This is a genomic window from Blautia sp. HA3515, assembly GCF_059933065.1.
The window spans coordinates 14,897-39,825 of record NZ_JAYFUY010000073.1 but is presented as its reverse complement, the minus strand read 5'-3'; the positions used below and the strand labels follow the sequence as shown (position 1 = coordinate 39,825).

The 24,929-nt window shown below is 36.9% G+C and carries 37 protein-coding genes and 2 pseudogenes; all 39 read right to left on the bottom strand.

What is annotated here, in order from left to right; translation table 11 throughout:
- Window positions 1-115: 115 nt before the first annotated feature.
- Window positions 116-604, bottom strand: coding sequence for a DUF6198 family protein (locus tag R1Y93_RS06315; protein ID WP_500822125.1), 489 nt, complete (start codon window positions 602-604; stop codon window positions 116-118).
- A 397-nt stretch (window positions 605-1,001) separates the two neighbouring features.
- Complete coding sequence (locus R1Y93_RS06310) at window positions 1,002-1,883, bottom strand: hypothetical protein (RefSeq protein ID WP_500822118.1); 882 nt, start codon at window positions 1,881-1,883, stop codon at window positions 1,002-1,004.
- Window positions 1,884-2,060: 177 nt separating this feature from the next.
- On the bottom strand, window positions 2,061-2,444 hold the full coding sequence (locus R1Y93_RS06305; RefSeq protein WP_500822117.1) for a VOC family protein: 384 nt from the start codon (window positions 2,442-2,444) through the stop codon (window positions 2,061-2,063).
- Between the two features lie 80 nt (window positions 2,445-2,524).
- Window positions 2,525-2,989, bottom strand: coding sequence for a GNAT family N-acetyltransferase (locus tag R1Y93_RS06300; RefSeq protein WP_500822116.1), 465 nt, complete (start codon window positions 2,987-2,989; stop codon window positions 2,525-2,527).
- Window positions 2,990-2,999: 10 nt separating this feature from the next.
- The gene (locus tag R1Y93_RS06295; RefSeq protein ID WP_500822115.1) at window positions 3,000-3,416 is read right to left on the bottom strand and encodes a hypothetical protein; all 417 of its coding nucleotides are present in this window, start codon (window positions 3,414-3,416) and stop codon (window positions 3,000-3,002) included.
- Between the two features lie 27 nt (window positions 3,417-3,443).
- Window positions 3,444-4,029: pseudogene (locus R1Y93_RS06290) on the bottom strand (GNAT family N-acetyltransferase).
- Window positions 4,030-4,104: 75 nt separating this feature from the next.
- A complete protein-coding gene (locus R1Y93_RS06285) occupies window positions 4,105-4,611 on the bottom strand; it encodes a hypothetical protein (protein ID WP_500822114.1) in 507 nt (168 codons plus the stop codon).
- A gap of 100 nt (window positions 4,612-4,711) precedes the next feature.
- Window positions 4,712-5,326 (bottom strand): TetR/AcrR family transcriptional regulator, encoded by a 615-nt coding sequence (locus R1Y93_RS06280; protein WP_500822113.1) that lies wholly within the window; start codon window positions 5,324-5,326, stop codon window positions 4,712-4,714.
- A 155-nt stretch (window positions 5,327-5,481) separates the two neighbouring features.
- A pseudogene (locus tag R1Y93_RS06275) lies at window positions 5,482-5,568 on the bottom strand (ATP-dependent Clp protease proteolytic subunit); the annotation flags it as partial.
- A gap of 14 nt (window positions 5,569-5,582) precedes the next feature.
- Window positions 5,583-6,668, bottom strand: a complete 1,086-nt coding sequence (locus tag R1Y93_RS06270) for an ABC transporter permease (protein ID WP_500822112.1) — start codon at window positions 6,666-6,668, stop codon at window positions 5,583-5,585.
- Window positions 6,668-7,366 (bottom strand): ABC transporter ATP-binding protein, encoded by a 699-nt coding sequence (locus R1Y93_RS06265; RefSeq protein WP_500822111.1) that lies wholly within the window; start codon window positions 7,364-7,366, stop codon window positions 6,668-6,670. Before R1Y93_RS06265 ends, R1Y93_RS06270 begins: the two co-directional genes overlap by 1 nt.
- Before the next feature lie 41 nt (window positions 7,367-7,407).
- Window positions 7,408-7,737: a hypothetical protein gene (locus tag R1Y93_RS06260; protein ID WP_500822110.1), complete on the bottom strand. Its 330-nt coding sequence runs from the start codon at window positions 7,735-7,737 to the stop codon at window positions 7,408-7,410.
- Between the two features lie 175 nt (window positions 7,738-7,912).
- The gene (locus R1Y93_RS06255) at window positions 7,913-8,416 is read right to left on the bottom strand and encodes a methyltransferase family protein (RefSeq protein WP_500822109.1); all 504 of its coding nucleotides are present in this window, start codon (window positions 8,414-8,416) and stop codon (window positions 7,913-7,915) included.
- The gene (locus tag R1Y93_RS06250) at window positions 8,409-8,825 is read right to left on the bottom strand and encodes a hypothetical protein (protein WP_500822108.1); all 417 of its coding nucleotides are present in this window, start codon (window positions 8,823-8,825) and stop codon (window positions 8,409-8,411) included. The genes R1Y93_RS06255 and R1Y93_RS06250 overlap by 8 nt, the downstream gene beginning before the upstream one ends.
- A 1-nt stretch (window position 8,826) precedes the next feature.
- Complete coding sequence (locus tag R1Y93_RS06245) at window positions 8,827-9,513, bottom strand: C39 family peptidase (protein ID WP_500822107.1); 687 nt, start codon at window positions 9,511-9,513, stop codon at window positions 8,827-8,829.
- Window positions 9,485-10,087 (bottom strand): alpha/beta hydrolase, encoded by a 603-nt coding sequence (locus R1Y93_RS06240; protein WP_500822106.1) that lies wholly within the window; start codon window positions 10,085-10,087, stop codon window positions 9,485-9,487. Before R1Y93_RS06240 ends, R1Y93_RS06245 begins: the two co-directional genes overlap by 29 nt.
- A 13-nt stretch (window positions 10,088-10,100) precedes the next feature.
- The gene (locus tag R1Y93_RS06235) at window positions 10,101-10,472 is read right to left on the bottom strand and encodes a hypothetical protein (protein ID WP_500822105.1); all 372 of its coding nucleotides are present in this window, start codon (window positions 10,470-10,472) and stop codon (window positions 10,101-10,103) included.
- A gap of 7 nt (window positions 10,473-10,479) precedes the next feature.
- Window positions 10,480-10,707, bottom strand: a complete 228-nt coding sequence (locus R1Y93_RS06230; protein ID WP_500822104.1) for a helix-turn-helix domain-containing protein — start codon at window positions 10,705-10,707, stop codon at window positions 10,480-10,482.
- Between the two features lie 30 nt (window positions 10,708-10,737).
- On the bottom strand, window positions 10,738-11,397 hold the full coding sequence (locus R1Y93_RS06225; RefSeq protein WP_500822103.1) for a phosphatase PAP2 family protein: 660 nt from the start codon (window positions 11,395-11,397) through the stop codon (window positions 10,738-10,740).
- A gap of 152 nt (window positions 11,398-11,549) precedes the next feature.
- Window positions 11,550-12,452, bottom strand: a complete 903-nt coding sequence (locus R1Y93_RS06220) for an ABC transporter permease (RefSeq protein ID WP_500822102.1) — start codon at window positions 12,450-12,452, stop codon at window positions 11,550-11,552.
- Window positions 12,452-13,294 carry an ABC transporter ATP-binding protein gene (locus tag R1Y93_RS06215; protein ID WP_500822101.1) on the bottom strand — a complete coding sequence of 281 codons (843 nt, stop codon included), beginning with the start codon at window positions 13,292-13,294 and terminating at the stop codon, window positions 12,452-12,454. The genes R1Y93_RS06220 and R1Y93_RS06215 overlap by 1 nt, the downstream gene beginning before the upstream one ends.
- A gap of 83 nt (window positions 13,295-13,377) precedes the next feature.
- A complete protein-coding gene (locus tag R1Y93_RS06210) occupies window positions 13,378-13,878 on the bottom strand; it encodes a hypothetical protein (RefSeq protein WP_500822100.1) in 501 nt (166 codons plus the stop codon).
- A gap of 19 nt (window positions 13,879-13,897) precedes the next feature.
- Window positions 13,898-14,530, bottom strand: a complete 633-nt coding sequence (locus R1Y93_RS06205; RefSeq protein ID WP_500822099.1) for a CatA-like O-acetyltransferase — start codon at window positions 14,528-14,530, stop codon at window positions 13,898-13,900.
- Window positions 14,531-14,558: 28 nt separating this feature from the next.
- Window positions 14,559-15,095: a flavodoxin family protein gene (locus R1Y93_RS06200; RefSeq protein WP_500822098.1), complete on the bottom strand. Its 537-nt coding sequence runs from the start codon at window positions 15,093-15,095 to the stop codon at window positions 14,559-14,561.
- Between the two features lie 92 nt (window positions 15,096-15,187).
- Window positions 15,188-15,403 (bottom strand): PF20097 family protein, encoded by a 216-nt coding sequence (locus tag R1Y93_RS06195; RefSeq protein WP_117913797.1) that lies wholly within the window; start codon window positions 15,401-15,403, stop codon window positions 15,188-15,190.
- Between the two features lie 72 nt (window positions 15,404-15,475).
- Entirely contained in the window at window positions 15,476-15,958 is a 483-nt protein-coding gene (locus R1Y93_RS06190) for a hypothetical protein (protein WP_500822097.1), read from the bottom strand.
- A 60-nt stretch (window positions 15,959-16,018) separates the two neighbouring features.
- Window positions 16,019-16,201 (bottom strand): cysteine-rich KTR domain-containing protein, encoded by a 183-nt coding sequence (locus R1Y93_RS06185; protein WP_500822096.1) that lies wholly within the window; start codon window positions 16,199-16,201, stop codon window positions 16,019-16,021.
- Window positions 16,179-16,811, bottom strand: a complete 633-nt coding sequence (locus R1Y93_RS06180; protein ID WP_500822095.1) for a TetR/AcrR family transcriptional regulator — start codon at window positions 16,809-16,811, stop codon at window positions 16,179-16,181. Before R1Y93_RS06180 ends, R1Y93_RS06185 begins: the two co-directional genes overlap by 23 nt.
- Window positions 16,812-16,910: 99 nt before the next feature.
- Window positions 16,911-17,480, bottom strand: a complete 570-nt coding sequence (locus tag R1Y93_RS06175; RefSeq protein WP_500822094.1) for a DUF998 domain-containing protein — start codon at window positions 17,478-17,480, stop codon at window positions 16,911-16,913.
- Window positions 17,481-17,534: 54 nt separating this feature from the next.
- Window positions 17,535-18,140, bottom strand: coding sequence for a TetR/AcrR family transcriptional regulator (locus R1Y93_RS06170; protein WP_279206160.1), 606 nt, complete (start codon window positions 18,138-18,140; stop codon window positions 17,535-17,537).
- 108 nt (window positions 18,141-18,248) lie between these two features.
- Window positions 18,249-19,007: a class I SAM-dependent methyltransferase gene (locus R1Y93_RS06165; protein ID WP_500822093.1), complete on the bottom strand. Its 759-nt coding sequence runs from the start codon at window positions 19,005-19,007 to the stop codon at window positions 18,249-18,251.
- A gap of 56 nt (window positions 19,008-19,063) precedes the next feature.
- Window positions 19,064-19,708: a GNAT family N-acetyltransferase gene (locus tag R1Y93_RS06160; RefSeq protein WP_500822092.1), complete on the bottom strand. Its 645-nt coding sequence runs from the start codon at window positions 19,706-19,708 to the stop codon at window positions 19,064-19,066.
- Window positions 19,709-19,803: 95 nt separating this feature from the next.
- Window positions 19,804-20,718 (bottom strand): ribosome small subunit-dependent GTPase A, encoded by a 915-nt coding sequence (gene rsgA / locus R1Y93_RS06155; protein WP_500822091.1) that lies wholly within the window; start codon window positions 20,716-20,718, stop codon window positions 19,804-19,806.
- Window positions 20,687-20,851 (bottom strand): hypothetical protein, encoded by a 165-nt coding sequence (locus R1Y93_RS06150; protein ID WP_500822090.1) that lies wholly within the window; start codon window positions 20,849-20,851, stop codon window positions 20,687-20,689. Before R1Y93_RS06150 ends, rsgA begins: the two co-directional genes overlap by 32 nt.
- A 29-nt stretch (window positions 20,852-20,880) precedes the next feature.
- Window positions 20,881-21,471, bottom strand: a complete 591-nt coding sequence (locus R1Y93_RS06145; protein ID WP_500822089.1) for a TetR/AcrR family transcriptional regulator — start codon at window positions 21,469-21,471, stop codon at window positions 20,881-20,883.
- 183 nt (window positions 21,472-21,654) lie between these two features.
- Window positions 21,655-22,221 carry a zinc ribbon domain-containing protein gene (locus tag R1Y93_RS06140; RefSeq protein WP_500822088.1) on the bottom strand — a complete coding sequence of 189 codons (567 nt, stop codon included), beginning with the start codon at window positions 22,219-22,221 and terminating at the stop codon, window positions 21,655-21,657.
- A gap of 46 nt (window positions 22,222-22,267) precedes the next feature.
- On the bottom strand, window positions 22,268-22,378 hold the full coding sequence (locus R1Y93_RS06135) for a helix-turn-helix domain-containing protein (RefSeq protein WP_500822087.1): 111 nt from the start codon (window positions 22,376-22,378) through the stop codon (window positions 22,268-22,270).
- Window positions 22,379-22,620: 242 nt separating this feature from the next.
- Entirely contained in the window at window positions 22,621-23,487 is an 867-nt protein-coding gene (locus tag R1Y93_RS06130) for an AraC family transcriptional regulator (protein ID WP_500822086.1), read from the bottom strand.
- Window positions 23,480-24,907: an MATE family efflux transporter gene (locus tag R1Y93_RS06125; protein WP_500822085.1), complete on the bottom strand. Its 1,428-nt coding sequence runs from the start codon at window positions 24,905-24,907 to the stop codon at window positions 23,480-23,482. The genes R1Y93_RS06130 and R1Y93_RS06125 overlap by 8 nt, the downstream gene beginning before the upstream one ends.
- Window positions 24,908-24,929: the final 22 nt, after the last annotated feature.

The window sequence follows — 24,929 nt, the reverse complement described above, 5'->3', positions numbered from 1 at the left end:
TATTTTTTGTGTCAGTCTGATATGTAGACTGATAAAATCGGTAAATCCGTATTTTTTCATGTCCTCCTTTCCAACGGTTTTGCCTTAAAAAATACTTTTAATATATAATTTATATTTACCATTTAAACAGTTTTCTGACTCCGTCAATCGCAGCTCCATAAGCAAACGTAGCCACAAATGTAACGATTCCCGGTCGGATGCCCAGCAATGCGGCCAGCAAAATCAATGTGCAGTAAGTAATCGTCAGACCCACTCCATACTGTTTTTTTAAGAGAGAAGCTATCGACACACTATACATATCCAGCGACTGCAAGCCATAATTCAGCGGTATGTAGTAAGCAAAACTAAGGATGATCAAAAGGCTTCCTAAAAGAAGGCAACCCATACGAAAAGCAAATCCTCCCTGCCCTTCCAGAAAACCAAACACATATCCCCAGAAATCAATACAGGGACCTATCCCGAAACAAAATGCAAAAGAGCCAAATTTTACCAGCTTCCGATTCGAAAAAAAGAAAAAGAAAAAAGTCAGCCCTTCAAACAGCATCGAGGCTTGCCCCAGCAAAATATCCAATCTCCGGGATAAGGCATATTCAAAATTCGTCAGGGGTCCAGATTTAGTCTGCCAGAACTAAAAGCGCAACGCCAGCTGCGCAGACCGCCACAGCGGCCATGATTTTCATACATATGATTTGTTTTTCTCTCTTCATGAACCAAAGTATACAGTATATAGTAGCTATATAGTCAATAGCTATAATGAAAATAATTAAAAATTATTTTTCCTCGTCATTATAACCACATTTATTCTCAATCTTAATAGTCACATTTTGAATACGCCCTATATTATAAGCATTTTTTTAAGATTTTTGACACTTTTCAGAAAACAGGAGTGAAAGAAAGGATAAGGAACCCTATAGTTACCTTATCCTTTCTTTCTCCATGCTCCGGAAGATCTTCATTAATAACCTACTGCTATATTCAGTTCCCCTCCTACTCACATATTTTTACTTCACTTCCTGATTCCACTCCACACCATTTGTATCTGTCCATGTGTCTTTTCCATCATAAATATAGACAGTATTCGTGCGATCCATGTAACGGCCATCCACTAACTTATAAACAGTTGTTGTTTCTCCCTGCGGATTTATGATTTCAACTACATCCTCTCCAGGATGATCTTCATTTTGTGAACTGGATTCAGGATTCTCTTCTTCAATTTCTTCTGAAAAATCCCCCTGGTTTTCATTATCATCTGTATCCGAGTCAGCCTCTTCTGTTGGTTGGTCTTCAACTATATTTTCTTCATTTTCCGGAAGTTGCACGACATCAATAATCGCTTCAATAGTTTCTACCGGTGAATCACTCCATGGATATCCAGACATATCTCCGCCTGCTGACGCAAGTAATTCTTCAGCATCTGATCCAAGCAATTCCTGATAAGCATTATATACACTGGACAGTTTTTGTGAAAAAGCCACCTGCTCGTCATTGCCTTTTTCTGACAACCATGCTAAAACCTGACTCTTTATCTCCTCAGTTCCCATGCTGGTTCCTACTCCCCAGTTTAATAAATGTGAGGCAACTCTTACTGAGTTCATATATGTTCCTGCTGTTCCCGGCTGAATATCTGTGTTTATTTCGTCCAATATATTTGCTAATTCTGTTTCTGCGCTTTCTTTATTTGATTTTACAGACTCCGGCTCACTGTTTTCATTAGCATTTCCAACTATTTGTTCAACATTGTTATCAATTACTTTTTCCTTTTCACTTACCGTCTGTTCTTTACCGCCTGTTGTTTTCATTACTCCTGTATTCTGTCTTTCACAAGCACATAAAGTTCCCGCCATCGCTAACACTGCAATTAATAAAAACGCTCTTTTTTTCATCTTATTTCTTTTCCTTTCTTTTTTAACTCGCATCGATATATGGCAAAATATTGTGTTGAATAAATGTTATCCTATCATGAACTGCAGGCTTAAATGATGATGCAATGGCAACAACTATTTCGTCTTTTGCGTCGATATAAATAACATTTCCACTATTACCTATAACTGCATTTCAAATTATACTGTGATCTCAATTTGATTATCCTCAATTGCAACAATACAGCTTTCGTAATATCCATCACCTGTAGTCCGAGGTCCACTGATAACCTCATAACCATCCGCTTTCAATTCTGCCGTCAATGCATCCACTTTTTCTATACTTCCTACGCTAAAAGCTATATGTGAATATCCAGTACGAACTATTTTCTTCGGTAAATCAGCCATTTCCGGTAAATTCATTATTTCAATACGTGCACCATCCTCAAATGTGAGGAAATAAGAATAAAAGCCTGTTTTCTGATTATGATATCCATCATTTGATTTTGCTCCCAAATATTTCATAAAGAATTTTTTTGTATTTTCCAAATCATTTACATAAAGTGCAACATGTTCAATTCTCATAATTATTACTCCACTTCTACATTGTATTCTTCATCACCTTTCATTTACCTCACAACAAGTAGTGAAAGACATTTTAGTTATCACCTGCCTTCATATACAAATCTTGGTCCCTCTTCTCCCATCTTTCCATTTCTTATAAATCCTGATCGGAATAGAACTTTCTGCGAGGCTATATTTTCCGCATCGGTTTCTGCCTCCACCTGCTTTATACCGTCCTGTGACAATGCCCATTCTGTGATTACTTTTACTGCTTCCGTCATATATCCGTGATGCCGGTATTCTTCTTTCAGACCATATCCTATTTCAACCACTCCATCATCACCAAGTCCCTTAAAGCAAAAATCACCCGCTATAGTTTCCGGATCATCTTTCAGCTCCATATTCCAGATGGCATGCCATATTCTCTTATCAGGATTAGAAAGACACCCTTCAAGCATCTCCGTGTAAGCCTGTTTCATCTCAGGATCAGATTCATTTTCAATAACCAACCGCATTTCTTCATCACTTAAAGGATAAAGATACATTCTTTCAGTCTCTACTCTCATGAAATTACTCCTAAAACATCTGTATAATTCTTGCAATCTCCATAACTACAATCTTTATCATCACTCCACCGGACATCACATAAAACCATATCTCACGCATATGCTGTGATTTTGCAATTGGTGTTGCTATTGCTGCAATAATTATGATTGCAGCTCCGACACATCCAACGATGTTTGGAAGGCTCACAAGTGAAAATATTCCCGGATTACAGCTTCCATCTATCGTATACTGAATTGTTTTATCCAGTCCGTCTCTTGCAGCTGCAAAGCAGCATATAACAAGACCATATGCCAAAACAAACAGGCTCCTTCTGCCCCAGAAATTAATGTTGCTTCTGTTACTGATTGAACATCCAACAAACCCGACCAGCGATACAATCATAAGTGTAGTAACTGTTGTTACCATATTTCCAAAATAGAGTTTCATCCTTTTTTTCCTCCATCTATTTTTCATTTACTTTGATAACAGTTTCAAAAATTTCCTGTCATTCATCTGCTCGTTGGTTAAATATGCCCCATCATAAAACAACGCATAAGTTGTAACCGGAGTAGGTGCATTCCTTAAATTCAGGCAAAGACGCATCTGCTGCAAATGGCAGATACCATAACTGAATCCCGTTGTCCGCTTCATCACAAACCTTGAATCCCATATACTTCAAGAATTTTGGATCTGACAAAAATGGTTTTTTCTTTCCGAAAGATAATATACACAGCCCTTTTTTCCCCTTACTCTTACTGTCCTCCATACAGGCATCCAGCAGATCTGCTCCATAACCATGTCCTTTGAAAGAACCGGCTACCCACAGGCAGTCAATATACATATAGCCATCTGCAGCAATCGGATTCCATGCATTTTCAGCAGGCAGATATTCAATAAAGCACTTCCCCCGTTCTGCACTTTTCAGAAAAACAAGTCCCTCTCTAAATTGCTCTTTTAACCATTCTTTTTTAGATGACACCTGAATGTCGTTGTTATTGGAAATGGCACAGCATATGTGCTCTTTGTCTATGTTCTCGTTTGTCACTTTGATAAATTCCATAAATTCCTCCACTCTTTCCACCTCCATAGCATCACTTCATCTATACTTGTAACATCACGCATAATTCAACTGCTTCTAATTTATGCTTTTATACCACTCTGTAACTGCCTTCAAATTCTGTAAAGATACTCGTTTTCCACCATTTACCATCATATCTAACATATCATCCTCTTCGGGCGTACGGTCGGTTTTATTTGCCAGTCCCTTTCCGGCAGTTTTAACCATGACATTCATCATGAAACGATACGCTCCATGAAGCTTCTTCACATCAAAGTTCCCCTGTAACGTAAATAAAGGAATCCTCTGCGGAATAGCGTTTTTATCCCTGACCTCTTTTAGCTGTGTGCCTGTCTGTCCCATGCCGACACCACAGACTGCACACACTTTATACAATTTTGCTGCCTCTTTATATCCTTTGATTCCTCCTGCCATAATCCAGCCGAGATAAATGATTTCACTGCCGGCAGGCACCATGTTTTTTGCCTGCTGTAAACTATGTACCGGAAGATTCAATTCCTTTCCCAGTAATTGTGCATACTCCGCTGTGCTTCCAGTATTTGATGTATATATGATTGCATTCATTCTTATTTGACCTCTATAATTTCAAGTCGAGCAGTGCAAAACTGTAATATTACAGTCCATTCCTGATGTTCTGATTCATCGTTCAAATCACTTCACCCTTTCAACTTATCTGCATTTCCTGTAAAAAGTGATCCATATGCTCTTCCAGTAACTTTATCACATGACTTTTGTCTTCTGCTCCATCATATATGCTGTAAAGCAAAAAAATAGGTCCATAAAAATCAAGTGCTGTCTGTCTGGCTTTTCCTGCATCTCCCAGCATTCCTAAAAACAAAGCTTCCATATAAGTTAATGGTCCGCTTGCAAGATAATTCTGATATAGCTGTGCCATCTGTGGCTCTCTGTACTGTTCCAATGTCAACATCTTACGGAAACAGCATGAAAACTCTTCCTCTGTCCAATGAAGAAACTGCACCTTTGTGAACTGCTTGATCTTATCAAATGCCGTTTCTTTATACTCGGCTGTAACCTTTTCCAGATTCCCCTCCGGCATTTCATACTGCTTTACTCTCTCAATATCCAATTCATTCATTTTGTCAATAATACTGTCCAATATCTCCTGCTTGCTTTTATAATGCTTATACAATGCAGCTTTGGTTACTCCAAGTTTTGAAGCAATATCATTCATGGATGTTCCCATATATCCACTCTGTGCAAATAACTTCAAAGCTTCTTCCAGTATTTTTTCCTTAGTATTCTTTTCTTTGCTTTCCATGTCTATCTCTCCTAATTTAAATCCGTTATCAAGTTACCTTTTGGTAACTATAATTATAGTTACCTATCGGTCACTTGTCAACAGTTATGATTAGAAAATATAAAAGAACCTCGCTAACATGATCATCGCTTCTCAATAACCTGATCTATTAATCCATACTGCAATGTATCGTAAATAGCAAACCCGGCAGTTACTGAAACGCCCGGACTATTAATATATAACTGGATATACTTTTCCGGATCACTCCCTCTTCTACCTATCTTCCCTTTACCTGATAGTGCTTATAAGAACCTTTAGCAATTGCTATAAATATCATTGAAGCAATCATCCAAAAAACAGGTGCCATCTGCAAATTATTAAAAAATTTTCCAAATATATGAATCAGCCTGTACCCTGTAAATGTCCATGAACCAATATATGCTCCAGGGAGATAGCTCCATACTTTTGAAAGCAATCCAAATGCTTCTGGTACATTAATCATAGATAAAAATAATCCAATTACCATAATGGCAGTTGCTGCAGAACGATTGTTTAACACCTGTGATAAAAACATCGCAAATGCAGAATATATAATACCTGCTATTAAAAATAGTACACATAAATAGATATAAGTCTGTCCAATTGTTATATTTAGCATACAACCCGGAATTCTGATCTGCAGCGGAGCGTTAAATCCGGAAAATCCATAAATTCCAAAGCTGCAAATGGATAATGCCCCATAAAGATAAACAGCTAATATGATTCCCATGCTTAACCCTGCCAATATTTTTGCTATGAATAACTTTTCCTTGCTCACACTGCTGAAAACTATCTGATCCGTTCCATTGATTCTTTCATCTGCAAAAATGCCACAGATTCCTATTGCTGAAAGTAGGAGAAGCATGAAATTAGCTACATATACTGATGTATAAATCCCTGCATATCCCTCTTCGTACTGATAAGTAAATGGCTTTTTAACTTCTGCTTCCTTCTGATTCCAGTAATTAATTTCTGCATCTGATAGTTTTGCCTGTTTCATTTGGTTCTGATTATTATTTTCTCTGGTCGCATATACCTCTTGTTCATTTACATTTTCATAATCTGCTGTTCCCATACAAAAATTAATAAAACTGCGAAATACAATATAATGATCCTGATCTTCTGCTTCCTGTACCTCTTTAATCAGAGAATCATCTATTTCTCTCCCTGAAAATTCTTTATAATTCTTACTGATTGCAGCTCTTCCGGTTACTACGTCCGTTATCCCAACCCCAACCAGAATCAATGTCATAAGTGCCACTGCAATCCATAAAACTTTCTGACATAGAAGTTTCTTTAATTCATATCTGTATAAAGTTCCCATTATTCTTCACCTCCGAATATATCCAGATAAAATAGCTCCAAATCTTTTCCTGTTTCCTGTTCTGTTCCATCAAATACTTTTTGCCCGTCTTTTATTACCAGAATCCTGTCTGCACATTTTTCAATATCCGAAACAATATGTGTTGACAGCAAAACAATATTGTCCTTGCCTAACTGCTCAAAAATATGTCGAAAACGCACTCTCTCCTTTGGATCCAGTCCGGCTGTCGGTTCATCTAATACAATCAGTTTCGGATCATTTAAAAGTGTCTGTGCTATTCCAAGCCTTCTCTTCATTCCTCCGGAATATGCTTTTACTTTTCTTTTTGCATCTTTTTCCAGATTTACCTGCTCTAAGAGATTTTCACTACGCTCTTTTGCTGTCTTTTTGTCAAGCCCTTTCAATGCTGCAACATATAGCAGGAACTCCATTCCTGTAAAATCCGGATAATAGCCAAAGTCCTGTGGCAGATACCCAAGCAGATTTCTATAGCCCATGTCTGTGGCATCATACTTTCCCAGTCTGACTGTACCGGAAGTCGGCTTCATAACACCACATATCATTCTCATAAGGGTACTTTTTCCAGCTCCATTTGCCCCAAGAAGTCCAACCACTCCCGGTTTAAGAATACATGAGACATTCTGAATTGCCATTTTGTTTCCATATTGTTTTGTCAGGTTTTCAATTTTTAGTTCCATTCAATGATACCTCCATATTTTCAATTAAAGTAAATTAACACTTACTGTTCTTCTATTGCGTCAATATTTTCAATTCGCAACAGTTTAACTACCTGTTTGTCCTTTTTTTCTGTATAGCAAATTCTTAACCATTCATCATCTGCATCTACAATCTTACAGGATACTTCTGTTTTTCCTGCAAAACCCAAGAATGAATCTGACCTGATGATACATTGTTTTCCTACAAGACTATTAATCAACTTAGACATATAAGTTGCTCCTCTCTGCTTTTTCTCCAATTGTTTTACTTTCATTTCCAAATGCTTTATTTTTCCTAAATACGATGAATAATAAAGCAACAGCAATAATGCTGCAATTCCAAACCATTCCATATTGTCTCCCTTACTAACCTAACACGATCAGTCTCTTCCTTTTTTATCAGACCATCTTTATACAGAAAAAGACGCATAAGCAAATCAATTCCTGCTCTGCGTCTTAGCGTCTGACATTTAGTTACCTTTTGGTTACTTTGTATTATAGTTACCTAACGGTAACTTGTCAAGTATATTACAATACTTTGTTTCTAAACCATGGAATACACCTGTTTACTCTATTGCAATAATCCTCATATTGCTTTCCATACAAATCTCTTAGCCATTTTTCTTCCGTGACAACCAATAATAGTGACATATAGCTCCAACAAATTATGCCAACAGCTACTAAAAGGATAAGTCTGTTTGTCATGCAGACAGTTCCAATACTTACAAAAAAGGCTGCGCTATATACAGGATTTCTTACATATCCGTATATTCCATCCTGAATTAATCTATTCTCTGATACATTTTCAAACAAGTTTGATATATGTTTCGCTGAATAATTTAAATACAATCCAAAGATGACAAACAAAATAACAATGATTTTCAATGGAATGTTTAGCATTTCATATTCATAACAATCCCATTTAAATTTATATGAAATGGCTATTGCGCCACCGGCAATCAGTAACTGCCCAAATACAATAACCGGACCTATACCATATAACGGCAGATTTTTTTCACTTTTCTTATTCATTCTTTATGTCCTTTTCCTCTTTGCATCTTGAAAAAATAACATGCCCTTTTGCTTCCTTTCCACTAACGCATAACCGGTATGTTCCTTTTTCATTAATCTGTATTTCAAATTCTGCATCTGTTACATCATCACCTCTATACACTGGCTGATCATCTTCATTATATATTTGTACGGAAATTTTTCCGGATTTGCTGATAATCTTTACCTTAATACTTTCACCGGCGTCCATATTTATATTATGAGAATATGTCGAGTTCATCTGTTCAAAAGCTATATCGTAAAAATCTGTATCCAATATCTCATCCCCTATAAATGTAGCTTTATTACATAATCCGCAGGCAGTAAAGACTAATATCATATGAAAAAGTATTCCGGATAAAATAATTTTTCTTTTGGTTGCCTTTTTCATTTCATTCACCCTTTTTTGTGTTATATTTTGTTACAATATAGAACGTATTCCTAAAAAGTGGTTGTTTTAACATTGCCGTATTCCAAAGCTGCAAAAAAACCTTCTTTTCAATTCTGCGATTATAATACTTACAATTACAATTCACTAATTCCGGTAACGATTCTGCAACAAATACATATCTATCATCAAATCCAACGACAGGAACATAATGCAGCCAATTTTTATCGGTTCTGACACGAATCATAACGATAACAGGCGTTTCTTTACATACTTCATTCTGTAATGCCTTGAGATTACCTGAATAGTACTTTGCACATAAGCCATATTCCTGCAATACTTTTGACAGTCCTTTAGAATATACACATCCATCTTTCATTTTATATGGCATTTGATTATAAATATTTGCTCCGTTAGCATCTATTCCATAGTGTCGCAACAAATAGGCTACTGAAAATGCCGAGCATTGATATCCAGTCTGAATGTCAATCCGATTTTGATTCTTTACAATATATTCTCTCTGTCTGCATTTCATAGATATCCTTGGTGTTATTTTCCCCATCAACATAATATCAATTATTGTCGTTATGGAAATATAAACCGCAATACTTCCAAAAAATACAACTGCAATCAACCACACCATCATTCTCCCTGTCTGATATCTATCCAATGTATTTTTTAATCCAGTCATCTAAAAATGACATCTGCTCTGCTGTATGAAACCAATGTTCTCCGTTTTGCATTATTGTTAGTTCTGCATTGACATCATTGGCAAACTTATGGATAGTCTCCTGTGATGTCAGATTATCTTTATTTCCATATAATATATAAGTCGGAACCGACCAATTGACCGGATGATTACGCACATAACACAAATATTCCCAGGACAATGTTTCTCCAAATCCTGTGGTTATCAACTGTTTTTCACGTAACTTTTCTTCCGTTATATCTGCCCATCCCATCATATCAAGAATCAGCTTTTCCATATCAACGATTGGTGAAATGAAAAAGGCTTTGTCTATCTGTTCATGATTAAAAGCACACATTGAAAAATAGGCTCCAATGCTGTTCGCTATTAGAATAATAGAATCATACCCTTTCCTATATCTGTGAAAGAACTCTTTAAATTCACTTATTGCATCCCACGGACTGTCTGCATGATAATCCAGTCCTACCACATCATATCCTGCAAATAATGTTTTATAATGGTCCGCTTCCATAGCATTTCCACCTTTTCCATGAATATATAAAACTAATTGTCTCATGAATCTTACCTCTCTATCTTCCTTTCATGTATAAACCTGCTTTCAACACCAAAAGCAGAAATGCCAGCGCTGTTGCATATGTCTCCCCTGTCAAAGCCAGAAACAGTACTGCTGCGATACCAAGCAATATGGAAAATACAATTACCATCTTGTATACTTTCGCAATTTTTAACTGTGTAACTATAATCTCTGAAACTCCAATTAACATTAATAAAAAGAACAATCCCCAATAAACCATCCTGTTAAAGGCTGATGTTTCTGTATAGCCGAACAGGTTCACGGATGCAATATATTCTTTCATTGATTTTGGATACAGAGGCAGCACAATCAGCAGAAAATGAAATAAGTCAATAGCCCCCATCAGAATGTTGCACAGATTCTGCATATTGGATTTATTTTCTTTCTCCGCAATGGAAAGTAATTTTTCCCCGAGACAACAGTTCATCAATTGTCACAGAGAAAAACGACGAAATTTCTTTTAGCGAATCTATACTCGGATATCCTCTGCCCGATTCCCACTTCGAAATAGCTGTCCTCGAAACAAACAGAGCTTCTGCCAGTTCTTCCTGTGTTAAGCCTCTGCTGCTTCTTAACTCTTTCAGTTTTTCATTAAATTCCATGGCAGAACCTCCATTCATTCTCACTCGTAATTACTTATCCCTACAAAATAACAGAACCATTGCTTTGTACAAGCAATACAACCCTGTACTCAGAATCACAGCACCAACGATGTCCGTAACCCAATGTACTCCTGCAACCAGTCTTCCAATCACCATAAATGCAGAAAAAATGATTGACATTACACACACAAATCTTCTAAGCAACAGATTTGTGCTTCTGCGATTCATCTGATATACCAAAGTAGGCATGACACTTAGTACAAGCAGCGTTGTAGATGATGGATAAGATGCCTCAAGCATCCCATCAATCAGAATTGGTCTGTAATTAATCGGAATCATCTCAAAAATCAGATATGCCAAAATCACTATTACATAATAAATTCCAAGTAAAATCAGATCTCTGTCAACCTTAAAAAGACTTTTCCTTTTTATCAGTTGTACGAAACCAACTGCACCAAATGTCATACATACAAATATCGGCACAAGACCTAACCAGTCGGTAATCTTATAGATTGCCATGTGTACTCCGGTAACTCTGTGAAACCAGCAGTTAAATGTTGCGAATCCAATCTCCGTGCCCTTCTGCCCTGCCGACTGCACATCCACACATTGTATTAAACATGTCCAGATTGCAAACATTACAAGTAACGCAGTTCCTAAAATTAATAGCTTCTTTCCGTTTTTCTTCATTTTGTTTTACCTTCCTTTTATTTTTTGCCTGTTGGCTGATTGGAAGGTAACATACACTACGAATAATGGTAAGAATCGCTCTGTCACATGAGCGACACCTATCGTGTCATCAGCTAAAACTCTAGGCTTTCACCCGCTAAAAAGAATATTTCCTATCGTCCGCCTTCACCCTCCGGCAGCAATGTAACCACATAGTAAATAATTCCAAATACAGCTATACTTCCCATCATAATGCCGATCATCTGATTTACACTTACCACATTTCCATGAAATACCGGATTGCAATCAAGAGTGTCTCTTATCGCTTCAACCATTTCAGCCGGATAATTTTTTCTCTCCATCTCCCTGAAAACTCCGTGAAGCATATGATTCTTGATCAATGAAGTGGCATATGTACTCGGAAGATAAGACATCGCTTTCTGAAGACCTGATCCAAAATTTGAAATCGGCATATAAGCACCACATATAAAACCATATCCTGCACTGACAATTGTACCCACAGCCGAAAGCTGTCCCTGTGTTGTCAATGGAAAGCTAATGATACTTGAAAGCGTACTTCCAAACAGGACGAGCAATATCATGTCAAATAAAACCCATAATACATCTGCTGTATTCATATACCAGCCCATTTTAAGTAAATATCCCAGGCATAATACAAACGTAAGTCCATTGACCATCAAAGAATTAACAACTGTCGAGAGAAAATATCCCAAATAGATTTTCCCACTGCTGACCGGTGAAACATTAAAATCCTTCCTTGTTCCATTTGCCTTGTCCTGCACCATAGTCAGATTCACACAAAATGTTACCGTGATACAGCTCACTGCCATAAGTGATGCTGTCAGTTGTGCTGCCACGGTTCCATTAATGAGTTTATCCGAAATCGTGATCATATCCGGAATTGCAGCTGTAAAAGAATCTCTGAAAACCTTTGCAAGAAACGTAGCATACAAAACAATCAGAATAACAGGTGTAATCATTGACGTAAACAACATACCTTTGTCTTTAAAAAACAGTTTCCTGTTCCTGTTCATTAATGCCAATACTGTTCTCATCAGCGTTCACCTCCAAGCCTTTTCCCTGTGACTGCAAGAAATACATCATCCATTCCGCCTTTTACTACTTCATAATCCATGAATAGATCCTGATGCTCTACAATAAGCTTCGTAGCTTCCTTCGTATTTCTTACTTTTATCTGATATTCGTCACGAATTTTTTTATATTCTCTGTTCAATGTTTTTATTTCATCTTCGGAAACACCATAAACTGACACGATATCCTGTACATAATCATTTTTAAGTTCAAACGGTGTACCTTCCGCTGCAATACTTCCTTTGTCAAGAATCACAACATACCCGACATTAGCAGCTTCTTCCATATAATGTGTAGTCAGAAATACTGTCATATTTTCAGTTTTCTGAAGCTTCTCGATAACATTCCAGATTAACTGCCTTGTCTGCGGATCAAGTCCGGTTGTAGGCTCGTCAAGAATCAAAATCTCCGGTCTGTGCAATAATGCACGGGCAATATCAATCCTTCTTCTCTGACCTCCCGACAGCTTACCTACAGGTCTGTTTAAAAACTCGTCAAAATCCAGGATCTCGACTAGCTCCTGTAATCTCTTATCAAAGGCATTTCCTGTAATGCCATACAAAGCTGCTCTGTTCATTAGGTTTTCTTTCACCGTAAGCGGTTTATCAAGTACGCTATCCTGAAATACAACACCAAGCATCCTTTTTGTCTGTGCGCCGGCTTTGTCAGTTTCTATTCCGTTTACCTGAACCGTTCCACTGTCTTTTTTCAGCAGTCCGCAGAGAATAGAAATGGTTGTGCTTTTCCCCGCACCGTTTACTCCAAGAAATGCAAACAATTCTCCTTTTTTTACACGAAAGCTCAAATCATTTACCGCTTTTACTTCGCTAAAGCTTATTCAGATGACTGATTTTAATGATATCTGATTCCATATCTTCTCCTTTTGTTTCATCTTTCCTTAAATGACGCAGTATACGTTGGATTTACCTTTTTTAATAGAATCCATATGTTAAAAAGTAATATGAAGGCGAAAATCGTCCATATCCATGCCTGTGGCATTAAATAAAGGATTCCGTTTACATCTCCACCACCAAATGCTCCACTGAGTAAACACAAATATATTGGATCCAATACCAGTATAATTACTGTTACATAATAAAAAGTAGCCTTCACAAGCTTATTCTTTATTTCACAAATTTTATCCTTAAAATATACCAATGCATAAGCTGTAATTAATGTTGCTGTCACTCCGGCAATACAAAATAATCCCAGCTGCGTATCTGTTAATCTATCACGATATATATCGATCTGTATTCCAATACCCATAAAGTTAATTTTCTTAAATGCATGTAATGCAAGCGCCACGATCAAGTGTGCACCTTCATGCACTATGTAATAAGCTACTATTGCAAATAGAATGCCTATATATTGCCTTGTTCTTTTACTCATCATCATTTCCTCACTTATGTTAATCCGTTATATCAAAATACTTCTGTAATCCATTCACAAATTGTCCGACATGTATTCCATCCACAAACGAATGATGCGCCTGTACCGATATTGGTATCATAATTCTTCCATTTTTCTCATAATATTTTCCCCAATCAAATAATGGAGTTGCATTATCCTTTTTCCCCGAATTTGTATGCGAAATATGCGTAAATGTAACCCATGGCATAGGTGAACATTGAAATACATCATTTCCTAACGGACCAGTAAAGTATTCCCTTTGTTCATTTGCAGTTGTATATGCCAATTTACAGTACTCACTGATATCATCAACAAATGGCACATTAACCACTTTAAATAAATTTGTGGACTTATTCGGATATGTAAAGGCAGTATCTATTCTGTCATAAAGAACAATTTTCCCATCTAAAAAGCGATAACGGAATTCCTCTATCTCATTGGCACATTTGCAGACTGCATATACCATTGCCATAGTAAATGATAATCCCTGTTTTTTTACCTTCTCTTTGAAATTTGTTATATCCGCCTCAAACGTAACACAAAATTGTGGTTCTATACTGTTTCTAAAAACCATACAATGCATGGCTCTTTCCCATGTCTTTTCATCTATAATCTTATAATTGTTAGCCATAAGCCAATCCTCCACAAATATTCCATCATTAAATAGCAGTTCCTAATTGATATGCTTTTTCCAAGCCATCTGTATTTTTCACATCGCCCTTATCTTTTGCACCTCTCACAAATACTGTTCCTGCATCTTCAAGTTTGAAATAATTTAATACAAGCCGATACTGCATCTTAATTGCATCAAACAACTCCGGTAATGCTGCTGCACCAACTAATATCAGTGCAAGCTTTTTAATCTTAAACTCATTACGCATAGGTGTATGTAGTCTGTCAATAAGTGCTTTTAACTGTGCACTGACACCATAGAAATATACAGGAGAAACTATAACAAGCACATCTGCCATTTTCAGTTTTTCATATACTTTCGTCATATCATCTTTTTGAAAGCACTCATGTCCTTCTCTGTCAAAACATGTATTGCACCCTATGCAAGGATTCACTTTATAATCTGCTACCGAAATTACTTCAACGTTATTATTTTTCTTAGCGCCATCAACAAATGCCTGCACAAGTAACTCAGTATTTCCACCTTTTCGTACGCTTCCTGATAAAACAATAATATTACTCACTGCCTGTTGTTCCTCTCTTTCCTAATATAATCACAAAAGACGCAGGCAATAAAATTGCTGCTCTGCGTCTTAGCGTCTGGCGTCTGTCACTCTTAGTAATTAATCACTATCATTCTGCATTCTTCACAGCAGTTCGCTTCCACTCTTGTCCTGTGACTTGGTTTGAGTTTTGTTATTTCTACAAAACCCTCTGCATTTTTTGCATTCTCAAAAACTCCCGGTACTTCATTTGCAAAACTGAAAGCTCCGTCCTTACTGCTGAATAAATATCCTTTTCTCATTTCTTTACCACATTTTGAACACTTCATCTATTTTTACCCCCATATCCGTCATTAGTTACCACTCGGTTACTTATATTATAGTAACCAAACGGTAACTTGTCAATCTTTTTCTAATCTTCTATCACTTTTATCGGATGAGCATATTAAAACTGCATTCATATAGCTTATTAGGATATGACACGGAGCAAAGATAAGTGCAAAAATCAATAGTAAGATATTGCCGCTTATAATACCGCTTTCAATAAATAGCAAAGATGGGAGAATTGATAAATATAAGGACTTTCGTATAGAATCCTCTTTCCAGAATACTATCCAGCCCAGGCAATACAATGCTACGAGAATCACTCCAAAAACCAGATATACTGTTTCTCCCTGTTTAAACCAATACCCACTGTTCGTAAAAGGAATTATAAGAAACATGCTGAAAAAACAGCCAAACCTCCCAATCTGCTCAAGAAATTCAACTAATTTATTCTGATACCGATTTTCGAATCCATCTTTACATGTTATTGCAAACACAATATTAGGGATCAAAATCACAATAACAAAAATCAATCCCCAGTAATTCAAATACTTATTCATAATACACTCCTAACCAACAAAAAGACGCAGGCAAAAAACATTTCGTTTCTGCTCTGCGTCTTAGCGTCTGGCAATAGATTGATAATCCACTATATGATCCTTTACATTGATAATAAAACTTTCTTTACATTTTGGACAAAACAGCGGAAAATGTTTTAACTCCGTATCATCCAGTATCTGTGTCCGTGTCTTTGCTTTGCATACCGGACATAGTATCCATTTATCCGTTACTACTGCTTTCATCTGACCTGTCACCTCCTGATAAATCACATAAAGTGCTATCCTTCACACCTAAGCCTTTTAAATATGTCATGCCTGTATTATGAAGCATATGATACATATTTTCTTTCGTATCCTTGACAATTCCTGATGCAATAAGGGTTCCTATCCCCTGTGTATACACCATCATTGTCATCGCAAAATCCATTACCTGTTTTGGCGTAATCCCAAGCAGTTCTGCCATCTCCTGATACCCATTAGCGGCATCCTGATTATTCGTCTGTAACTCGAAGCCTGTACTTAGCAGTTGGCTTCGCTCTCCCATGTAAAGGAAACGAAACAAATTAGGATTTTCTAATGCTAAATCAATGGTTCCTTTTCCTTTCTGTTCGAATGTTGCAAGTTCGTTTTCATTCCGACTGTAATACTTATCCTCTACATACTGCTCCGCAAAAGGAATCAGTTCCTCACGCAATCCATCCATTCCACCAAACTGCCATGAAATCGGTGCTGTAGAGCATCCCAGTTCCCCGGCTACAGCTTTTATGTTAAGAGCGGCATATCCATTTTTTGAAACAAGCTCCAGTGCAGCCTGCAGCATATCTTCTTTTTTTATTTTTGGACTACTTGGCATATAATATCTCCAATACTATAAATTAGTTTATTGTAAACTTGTTTATAGTATATCACTTTACTACATCCATGTCAATGACAAGCATCTATTTTTCACTCACTAAAACTTCATCCGATACAGTTCTATTCCAAGCACTGCATTATATCCTGTCGCAGCAAACACACTGAATCTTTCAACAATCCCGAAATAATCCTTCGGTACAATATTCATCCCTATTGCACCTACCATCATCATACCAAGAGCAATTGCTGCACAAATACCATAAGAACGACAGCTTTTATCCTTTGCTCCGGCAATAATAATCAAAGCCAGAGAGACTATGGACAATAAAACGACAATCACTGTCGAAAAAATATGCATCTTATCCTGAAATGTACCTGCATAGCCACTGTCACTTAAAGGAAACATGCCAAATCCCACTGCTGACACCCGCTCCATAATCGTGAACAAATAGATGCCTACCCGCAGGAGTCTGTTTTTCTTACCCTGAATGCCTATACATACCATCATTGCACACACCAGAGTACATACATTGTACAAACTGCTTAGCTGGTTCCATAACCGAAGCGATGGTGCATTCGATGCACTAAGGTCACTTACCGCCTGTGCCATCCAGTCATAGCCCGGATATGCAAGCGGTGAAAATACAACCGCTGCTGTATATGACAAAAAAAGCTGCTACTCCAAGTAATCCACAATAATTCAATAAACTCTTTTTCTTTATCATACAGCATTCTCCTCACAAAACCATTTCAGATAGTCGTCCAAAAGATTCTTATCTGTTTCATAGCTGCACTTACCATTGCTCTGATCTAGTTCGTAATCCATCAGTCCATGTATCGTCATAGCAAAGCTTACCGCACTCATATCCGGATTTGTGAAATGAAGTAATTTATGTACTTCCATCGCATAGAACAGCTGCTTCGTTGCTATAATCATCTTATCCGTCTCTTCTGCGACAATTTTGGCTGCCATGGGATTCAGGCTTCTTTCGGAATAAATAACCTTGTAGAAATTTAACATATGTTCCTGCTGGTTCATGTTAAAATATCCTCCGACCATCATCTTCAATATTTCCAAAGCACTTTTGCCGGCAAAAATGATCGTATAATCAATTGCGCCTATATTGGCGTTTTTCTTAGCCTCTTCTCGGAGGAATTGATACATTACTTCAACAAGCTCCTCTTTGGATGCAAAATGATTGTATAATGACGGTTTTTTTATCCCAACTTTGTCTGCAATCATATTCATGGATACGTTACCAAGTCCTTTATTCGCCGCCAGCTCCAATGTAGCCATGATAATCTCTTTTTTTCTTGTATCACTCATTGTTTGTTTTAACCATCTCCTATATATTACCTATCAGTTTTGTTTTAACTACCATTCGGTAGTTTTAATATATCACACTGTTCTGCATAATTCAAGTACAGCTTTCATTTAACCTCGTACAGAATAAACCATTAACTGAATATCATTATCCGATGACAGCTTTCCAGTAAAATCTGCATAACTTTTACAAACGCTCATGTCTAACTTTGAAAAAATCTTTGATATTTCAGATATTGTGTAGAGTCTGATGGGATTTCCTTCTTTCATTTCTGGCTTCCTCAATGGTTCTCCATAAGGATAATCTACTTGTCCATATAACAAGATCTTACTCTTTTTGTCCCACTCAAATGCAGATAATGTAAGACACTTTTCACCTTCGTCCCATAACTTACATGGGAAATATTTTTCGGCATAACTCCCATTCATAATGTCCATAAAATGTTTCCCGCCTTTTTTCAAAGTATTAGACACAATCTCAAATATTTTCATGTTTTCCATATCATTTTCCAAATATCCGATTGCTCCATCCGCCATATTGATCACTACATCAAATTTTTCTTTAACATTCACTTCACGAATATCCATACATAAGAATTTTGCTTTCAGACATTCTTTCTTTGCCTGTTTAGTTGCATATTTAATATATTCTGATGTAATGTCAATACCAGTCACATCATATCCACGTCTGGCTAATTCCAGAGAGTGCCTTCCATATCCACACGCAAGATCAAGAATTCTTTCGTTACCTTGAAGTTTTAATTGATCGATCAAAAAATCAACCTCTTTTTTTGTATCTTCTACCCATGACATATTTTGAATATCCATTGTCCAGACTTTCTTATACCAATCCTTTTTCATTGACTTCATTTTTGTCTTTACCTCCTGTCCTCTGCATGTGAAGTGGATATTTGTAATCCACTTCACTAAAATAATTGCCCCGGTAGTTTTTTCTTTTCTTTATAAGGAAACAACTTATCAAATTCTTCCGTTTCCTTTTCGTCTACAAAATATCCCTCTGGTGTCGCATACTCTCCTGTAATACCATTCAGATAACCAGGAATCAGCTCTTTGCATAAAAAGAAAGACGCATCCTGTCCTTCTTCCAGTCCATGATAACGGATGTTAAATTCACTTGCCTGTCTGAATCCACTTTTTCCATAAAAATCAATGTTTCCCTCAAAGCAGACTGCACCACAGCCAAGTTTCGCTGCCTTATCCAATGAATAATCCAGTAAGGCTTTTCCATACCCTTGTCGTTTTAATTCTGGAGTAATACAAATCGGTCCCATAGTCATAATTGGAATATTTCTTCCATCATCCGCTTTAATACTTGTTCTCATAAACATATTCTGACCGATCAACTTACTCTCTTCATTATTTTTTTCATCAAGAAACATCACAAAATCCAGTTCTGGAACAAATGCCGGATCATTTCGTAGCTGATGCAATACATAATGCTCAAGGCATCCTGGACGATACACATTCCAAAAACTTTCTCTTACCAGATTTTCTACTTTCTGTTGTTCTTCCTTTTTCTCTAAACGAATCATAATATTACTTTTTTCCATTTCTTTTATATCCTCTCTTAAAAATAAAAACCGATAATCCTGATTTTTCAGTATCAGAATTAACGGCTCTGCGTCTTAAGCGTCTGGCTCTTGTATTACTTCTTTAAATTATTTTTGTTATACTTTGCAATTTCTTTAAACTTCTTTTTCTTAGTGAGTATATAGTTTCCAGCGTCTTCCATATATGAATTCTCTGCCTTTAACTTTTTATAAGATTTCAGCCGTTCCTCATCAATTATTCCAGCTTCCATTGCAGTTCGTACTGCACATCCTGGTTCAGATGTATGTGTGCAATTATGAAAACGACATTTTTCTGCCAGTTTTTCAATATCAGAAAAAGTATGTTCGATTCCTTCTCCTGCATTCCACATTCCGAGTTCACGCATTCCCGGTGTATCAATGACCATTCCCCTATCTGGAAGCAAGAACAATTCTCTATGAGTAGTTGTGTGTCTTCCTTTGTCATCCTTTCTAAGTGTATTAGTCTTCAAACATTCTTCCCCCATCAATCTATTGATTAATGTTGATTTTCCTACACCTGAAGAACCAATGAACGCAACTGTTTTTGTTTCCTGCAGATATGCCTTTATTTGCTGTAAGCCATCTCCTGTTAATCCGGAAGTTTCCATCACTGGAACACCAACTGCTACGTTTTCAATTTCAAATCTCTTTTCCTCCAAATCACCACACAAATCTACTTTTGTCAGAACTATGACCGGAACAGCTCCACTGTTCCATGCTACGGACAGGTAACGCTCTAATCTTCTTATATTAAAATCTCTGTTTAATGCCATGCACAAAAATACGATATCTACATTAGCAGCTACTACCTGCTCCATACAATTTTTTCCAGCAGCTTTCCGAACAAAAACACTTTTTCTCGGCAGTACTTTGTGAATAACCGCCACATCATCTTTAAAAGAATATTCTACAAGAACAAAATCTCCTACAGATGGAAATTCTGAAATTGCAGAAACATTATATCTGAATTTTCCCGAAACTTTTGCCATGACACTCTTCCTTATCCATGACCACACGAAATAAATCCTTTTCCTGTGATATCACTCTTCCAAGTTCATATTCCGGATACCCCGAAGCAATTTTATAATATTGCTCACTTGCTCCCCATTGTTCTAATCCCATTTCATATTCCTTTACTCAAAATACAATTCCTACTTCATTTCTTCTACAATTTTGCCCATCATCTGTTCAAACTGACATTTTGCTTTCGTCTTATCTGTTGCTCCATCATATACACTATAATAGAAAAACATATTCGCATAAAATTTAACTGCATTCTCCTCTGGATTTTTTATTTTCATATTTTTGAACAGATCCTTCACATATTCTGCCGGTCCAGATGCCAGATATTGCTGATATAAATTCTGCATCTCTTCACTGCGAAACTGCTCTATTGTCAGCATCTTCCGAAACGATGATGCAAAATCATCCTCTGTCCAGTATTCAAACATAGACTTGCTGTATTCCACAAAATCATCCAGTGATACTGTCTCATACTTTTCAGGCATTTTCTCTTTATCCTCTTGTGGCATATCATATTCTACTGCCTGTTCGCCATCCTGCTGCTCCATACGCTGCACAATACAGTCAAAAATATCTCTTTTGCTTTTGTAGTGACGGTACAATGCCCCTTTTGTCATATCAAGTTCTCCTGCTATCTGGCTAACGGAGACAGCCTCATAACCATCTCTGGCGAACAGATGCAGTGCCACAATTAATATTTCCTCTTTCCTATTACCCATGCACATTTCCTCCAAACTATGAGAAACACGCTCCGCGAGTTTCTCAAGTTATCGCGGCAGTCGCCAAGGTCTTGTGCAAGCACAGACTTTGGCTCGTTGCTCGTGCAAATAAATAAACAACCGTTTACATCTTAATGATAGTAAACGGTCGTTTATTTGTCAAGACTTTTCTTTTTGCTTATATTATCTCTTTTTATAAATCAACAGCTCTGGGTTTTCACCAGCTTTCTCATATGTACATACTAGAATAAAATCCATGCCTGCCAGAATACCGAAGCACCTGTCTCCTCCAAATTCAGACTCCAGTTGATTCCCCAGATAGGTTTTCTGATCATCAAGAAATTTCACTTTTCGTCCATTAGGCAGAGTATATTCCAGATTCACATATTTCCCCACAAGTGCATTTAGCTTGTCTACCCTTGGAAGTCCGTCTATATGCAGATCATTTATTTCGTTTATCAATTGCTTTTTAAACTCTTCAAACTGCCCATTGTCACTAAGTTCATCATATCTTTTCCAGTAATCTAATTTTGGAAGCATTTCTTTCAAATAAGATTGTGCCTGTTCTTCGGTAAAGTTTTCATTTACCATATTCTTTACACACACATCAATCAATTCATCCATATCATTATATGTGTATGTTCCATCTGCATAGCACCATTTACAATACTCCTCATTTAATGTGCCATCTTTATCACGTCCCAATATGGAATCATCATCAATTGGCATTCCACAGCACTGACAGATCAACTTTCTTGGTTCTCCCAAAAGCGTATTGATTGAAACATCAAATTCTTTAGATAAGAGCTTTAAGTGTATCAGTATTGGGAACGGTATCTCCGTTTTCCCAGCGTGATACTGCCTGCCTTGTTACCATGACTTTATCTGCCAGCTCATCCTGTGACATTCCTCTTTCCGTGCGGAGTTTCAAAATAATATTTTTTGATTTCCATAGTCGTTACCTCCATAACCATATCATATAGACTAAATTTATGTTCTGAAAAGCAACTTGCTGTTGCCATACTCTATCTAATAGAGATGTAAGTATTTCTATACTTCTGAATTCGTGCTGCAATAGCTTTTTCCGTACTGAATTTTAAGTGCAAATTTCCATAAAAATATTGGTGGCAACGTAGAGTTTCTTGTATTTTATTTCAATGGAAAGCAGATATCTATTTCCATATATCCATCTTCTCTCACCAGGCGATATATATCAAAAATCGGCCGTCTTTCATCTAATTGATTCCCCGTCTTTGAAAGCCATCTGCAAAATATCTCCTGATATACCATAAAAAGAAACTGAGGAAAACCCTTAAAATGATACGCCGCATATTTTCCCCCTTGGAAATTCTGAAGCAGTATATGTTCATTTTTCTTCAATACCAGTTGCTCTGGAGAAACAGTCTGACACAGCTCATACATGCAATGATCTTCGTCTGTGATCGTTGGATCATCAATTGTACATTCCATATATAACGTTTCTTCTGTGGCGAAATGCTCATATTTTTCTATAAATCGGCACCACTCCTTGGGAAGCTGATGGTAATTTCCCTTCTTTCTTTCATATATAACTGTAAAGCTGTCAAGATTTTCAACAGTGATTAGTTTACCTGCATCATCAAGAGCATCTAATGTTACCCCATGAGAAAATGAACTTTTTTCCACAATCTGTTCGCTTGTTTTCCGAAAATCACCAGGAGATAAATTCAGATGCTTTTTAAATGCTGTTGCAAAATTTGACGAGGAGTATCCATATTTTTCACCAATTTCTGTAATGCTTTTTTCTTTCTCAACTTTAAGACACCATGCACTTCTCTCCAGACGAATCCGCTTAATAAACTGATAAAGAGCTTCATCCGTTTCTTCTTTGAACATACGTGTCAGGTGATACCTGGAATAAGAACAATAGTGAGCTACATCATCTACTGTAATTTCTTCGTCAATATGGTCAAATATATAGTTAATTGCTTTATTTATCACTGCACTGCATATTGCATGATTTTCAGTATTATCCATTCAGTTCACCGCACTTTCGTTTACCTGTTTGCTTCCTTACTAAAAATACTGCTATGATCGCTGTAAGCGTTTCAGAGCATGGAGCACTAAGCCATACACCTGTCATTCCTAAAATTGCAGGAAGAACCAGCGTAAATCCCAAAAGAAAAACAATTCCTCTTAATGTTGAAATGATTGCAGATGATTCTGCGTCCCCACAGCTTGTGAAATACATAGAATTCACTACATTATATCCCATAGCAAGAAATGTTACAGCATAAATTTTAAAACCTGTTGCAACCATATCAGCCACTTCATTATTACATCCAAACAAACCTGCATACTGCTTTCCTGCCACAAAAAATGCTATAGCTATAATCAATCCTATCATAAACAACATCTTATTCGCAGTTTTTCTTAAAGCAAAAGCCGTCTCTTTCTCTTTCGCACCCCAACATCTACTGACAAGGGGACTGATTCCCTGCCCAAATCCAATACAAATCATACTGTAACCATAAACTACAAATCCCAAAATTGTAAAAGCTGCAACGCCTTCTGCTCCTACATATTTCATAAGCACATAATTGAACATAAACATGGATATGGCACTGGCCATCTCCCCAATAAATTCAGAAGATCCGTTGAGAATCATTTCCTTGTTTATTCCTCTGTCAAATGAAAACTTCCGAAACCCGATTCCTGTTTTTCGACTAATAAAGTAGAACATCTGAACCAATACAGTCAATAGCTGTACAATTAATGATGCTACAGCACTTCCCTGAATTCCAAATCTCATAATATCCACAAAAAAGAAATCGAGAACTCCATTCAAAATACATCCTGCAATACTGACAAGCATACAAATCTGCGGTTTGCCATCAACACGGATAAACATTCCAAGGATTGTTCCAATTACCATAAGTGGATACGTAAACAGCATGATTCTATAATACTCAGTAAAGTAAACTGACAGATCACCGTCTGCTCTTAAAATCTTCAAGATTGGTGTGAAAAGCAAAAATACCATAACAGAGATTGCCACACATGTGATCAGGGCAGCTACTACTGTCTGCGAAAATACTTCTGATGATTTTTTTTGTTCATTTGCCCCAAGCATTCTACCACTGATAACAGAACCACCTACACCAATGCAAAGTCCTGTTCCAAGGTAAAAATACAGTATTGGCAATCCCAAATTGATTGCAGCCAACGCATTTTGACCTACATAGTTCCCAGTAAAATATCCATCCGTTATTGTTATCACTGTCTGTAATAACATTGCAATGATACTCGGAATGGAAAACTGGAGTATCATTCTTATTTTGTTTTCTTTGATTTGTTTAATATCCATACTTACCTCTCTCCTTTTTCCCCTTATTATAGAGATATAAGTATTTCTATACTTCTGAATTTGTGCTGTAATAGCTTTTTCCGGATACACTCCATAAAAAAGGCTCCGAAAA